Origin of the sequence: Moorena sp. SIO3B2 (genome assembly GCF_010692525.1) — a bacterium.
GTDB classification, from domain to species: domain Bacteria; phylum Cyanobacteriota; class Cyanobacteriia; order Cyanobacteriales; family Coleofasciculaceae; genus Moorena; species Moorena producens.
In genome coordinates this window covers 1-2,992 of the sequence record NZ_JAAHHE010000584.1, presented here as the reverse complement: position 1 = coordinate 2,992, position 2,992 = coordinate 1, and the positions used below count along the sequence as shown (strand labels likewise).

The 2,992-nt window shown below is 46.0% G+C and carries 4 protein-coding genes; all 4 read right to left on the bottom strand.

The window, feature by feature from the left end; all coding sequences use genetic code 11:
- Positions 1-287: 287 nt before the first annotated feature.
- Positions 288-653, bottom strand: a complete 366-nt coding sequence (locus tag F6K38_RS38355) for a Lin0512 family protein (protein WP_287360188.1) — start codon at positions 651-653, stop codon at positions 288-290.
- Positions 643-1,338 (bottom strand): class I SAM-dependent methyltransferase, encoded by a 696-nt coding sequence (locus F6K38_RS38350; RefSeq protein ID WP_287360186.1) that lies wholly within the window; start codon positions 1,336-1,338, stop codon positions 643-645. The genes F6K38_RS38355 and F6K38_RS38350 overlap by 11 nt, the downstream gene beginning before the upstream one ends.
- Before the next feature lie 333 nt (positions 1,339-1,671).
- Positions 1,672-1,878, bottom strand: coding sequence for a hypothetical protein (locus F6K38_RS38345; protein ID WP_287360185.1), 207 nt, complete (start codon positions 1,876-1,878; stop codon positions 1,672-1,674).
- Positions 1,879-1,916: 38 nt separating this feature from the next.
- On the bottom strand, positions 1,917-2,992 hold a 1,076-nt coding region (gene ptsP, locus F6K38_RS38340; protein WP_287360183.1), incomplete at its 5' end, for a phosphoenolpyruvate--protein phosphotransferase.

Below are 2,992 nucleotides of genomic sequence, written 5' to 3'. Positions count from 1 at the left end.
GGTTAAAGATCCACGGGTGTGTTGTTGGGAAATCTGTGAAATTAATCCCCTGCTCGATACCCTCAACACCATGGTGGAAAACTCCCTGGGCATTTTTGAAACCGTAGTGGATGCCATTGCCAATCGCGTAGAAGTAACACCGAAAGCATAAGACTATTGTTCAACGATGATTAAATTTTGTATTCCTCTTTTATTCAAAAGCTGATAGCTGATAGCACCTCAAGTAGCGTGCGCGTAGCGCTGTTCGCTGATAGCTGATAGCTGATAGCTGATAGCTGATAGCTTACCTAATCACTATCCACCAAAACAGTAACGGCTGCAACAGCAATCAGCATCTCATCATTTTTATCATTAAGTTCTGGAATCGCCCTGCCTTGAACCACCATTCCACCGGACTCAAGGGATAGAGTTTTCTGACCGAAAGGGAGTACAGCCAGTACTTCATTTTCCCGGACTTGCTCTGGGTAAGGCACGGCGACTTGAACTTCAACTATCATTTGATTGGGATGCTCTAAACCAGCTACTTCCCAAACACCAGGTAAGGCATTGTGAGCAATAGCGTTCCGTACAGCTCGTGCTGCTGCTACGGTTGGGTCTTGACCGTGTTGGTCTACTCCCATTCCCATTTCAATAATTAAGCGTTTAAGAACCATGGCGAGTATATTCGCGACTATATTCAATGCGTAACCGTTGAATTGGGTCATCCTCCGATTCTGGGACAGTATCACGACGGATTTCTTGTAAGCCCAATTCCTTAAAGTAAGCTAGTTCTGTATCGGACAACGGCCAAGGAGGACCATCCGGTTCAGTGTCGGTATCGCGAAACCGAGTGATAAGTAACAGGGTTCCTCCTGGGGCGAGTAAGAATGCGATCGCATTCATAACAGTTGACCGAACCTTGAGGGGTAAGGCTTGGATATTACGACATTCAAACACAAAATCAAATTTCTGATACCATGCTGGATCTAATGCAAATAAATCCGCAACTTGGTACTTGACCTGGGAATCGGGAAATCGTTTTTGGCACCATGCGATCGCAGTCGGGGAAATATCAAAGGCAGTCACTTGGAAACCCTGCTGCGCCAACGCTTCAGCATCATCCCCTAACCCACAACCAACCACTAGGGCAGAGCGACCCGACCCTTGGGGTGTATTACGCGCTAACCAATCCTGTAGATAAGGATGGGTTGTTAAACGCGCCCAAGGTATTTGCCCTGAATCCCCATTAGCTTCGGCATATAAAACCTCAAACCATTGAGATGGATTATCTTGACGAATTGATTCCGATGCCAAGAGTTTGACCTTTTGCTGTAGTGTTTCGGGTTGTTGCTCGAACATAGGTCTGGGGTTGGTAATGCTTCCTAATTTTATAGCACTACCCATTAAGCTGTTTTAGTTAACTTTTGCCTTTAACTTTTGCCTGTTGCCTTTTGCCTCTTGCCTTGCGCGTAGCGCTATAACTATTCCAATCTCAATCCCTGTCTTGTGAGGGAGATCAGGTTATAGCAGTCGCCAGGGCAGTTAGGACATGACAAAAGTCTCAAACCTAAGTAAGCGCAAGAGTGTTACTTCTGACTTCTGACTTCTGACTTCTGACTTCTGCTATAGCAGTACCAAATTACAAACTAAGCCATTTGGCTGATTTATGCAGTGAGGGGTTACACCCCTCATTTAATCAGGTATATTTGAAATATAAGATGCACCCTGATGATCGAGAGAGTCAGTAACACGGCTCTCTTTTTTTTTGCCTGTTGCCTGTTGCCTGTTGCCTTTTGCCTTTTGCCTTGCCCGTAGCGCTATATCACTCCTGCCAAGACTCAAACCGACCTGTCCAGTTGCTTGACAATATATAGCACTACCGATTAAGGTGTTTGACATTTATAAAACCAGCAAAAGCTGTTCTAGTAAACTATTGCCTATTGCCTATTGCCTATTGCCTTGCACGTAGCGCTATACTCTCTAACCCCAAGAGCGGAATCTAGCTGCAACACCTCACTAGCAAGCATCTCGGCCTGGTTGATAGTCAACTGTGAAATAACTGACATCACAGTAGCGATCGCAGGTGGATTTACACTCAACTCATCCACCCCCAACCCTAATAAAATCGGTATCCCTACTGGATTCGATGCCAACTGACCACACACACTAACTGGAATTCCTGCTTGATGCGCAACAGTTACCGTTTGTTGAATCATCCGTAGTACAGCCGGTTCAAGGGCATCAGCTAGCTTCGCAACTTTGGGATTAGTACGGTCAGCGGCCATGACATATTGACTCAAATCATTAGTACCAATGCTGAAAAAGTCCACTTCAGCCGCTAACTGATCAGCCATGGTTACTGCTGCGGGGACTTCTACCATAATCCCCACTGGCATCTGTTCATTAAAACTATACCCTTCTTGGCGCAACTCAGCTTTAGCCTCTGCTAGGATTTCCTTAGCAGCCCGTACCTCTTCTACTGAAGAAACCATGGGAAACATCACCTTAATGTTGTGTCCATAACTCCCTCGTAGAATCGCCCGCAGTTGGATTTTGAGCATCTCTGGACAATCCAAACTCTGACGAATCCCCCGCCATCCTAGGAAAGGGTTAGGCTCCGGGGTGTGCCGAGCAGAGGGAGGATCAGAAGACGCTAGATTCAGGAAGGGCATGGGCTTGTCACCGCCAATATCTAAAGTACGAATCGTTAGGGGATGGGTACCCATAATTTCCGCAATGGCTTGATAGATTGCCAACTGCTCTTCTTCCATCGGAATAGTTAAGCGTTCCAGATAAAGAAACTCAGTCCTAAGTAAACCTATCCCTTGAGCACCACAATCGAGAGCGAATTTAGCATCAGCTTCTCCCAAAACATTTGCCATCAAGGGAATTTTGTGTCCATCTTGAGTAATTACCTCCGTCGGTAATTCATCCTTACTGTTGCTCTGTAGCTGTAATTCTTGCTTCCGTTCCTCAGAAGGCTCTACCCAAATTTGACCGGTTGTCCCATCCA